The following is a 448-nucleotide window of genomic DNA, read 5'->3' as shown; positions in this document are numbered from 1 at the left end:
GATCAAGATCGTATTCATGCTTTTTCTCCCGGTGCCTCGAGGGCGTGAACAAGAGAGATCGCTTTCCTCGCCATTGCGGACCGGTGGTCAGCGATGGATCGAGAGCGCCGTACCCGGATGGGGTAACAGCGCTGCCGATTGAGCTCTATGCAACTACCGAGTCGACGTCGCGCGACCACGGTTGATGACGGGCTTGATCGATAATGAAGTAGCCCATGTGCCCTGGCGTTTCGAAAGCGTCGTGATACTCCCTTTCGGGCACAAGCCAATAGGTTTCGGTCCCGGCGTGCTCACCGCACGGCGATCTCCCGCCAAGTGTAGCTACCAGTCCGACCATTCCCTCCGGAACCCGCTTGTCCCAACTTCCGACCGCGGACAGGACGAGCAGCTCGTTTCGATGCTGCTCAAGAAACGCCTCGCGGCGGCGCGTGTAGCTAGTTTCCGGGGA

General features: G+C 59.6%; 1 protein-coding gene. It reads right to left on the bottom strand.

Features of this window, described 5'->3' with window-relative positions:
• Positions 1-145 precede the first annotated feature (145 nt).
• A partial coding sequence (locus WCE05_RS26000; protein WP_368816839.1) for a hypothetical protein occupies positions 146-448 on the bottom strand: 303 nt, incomplete at its 5' end.

The organism is Pseudomonas sp. I2, assembly GCF_040984075.1.
Lineage (GTDB): Bacteria > Pseudomonadota > Gammaproteobacteria > Pseudomonadales > Pseudomonadaceae > Aquipseudomonas > Aquipseudomonas guariconensis_B.
This window is presented reverse-complemented; position numbering and strand designations above follow the sequence as displayed.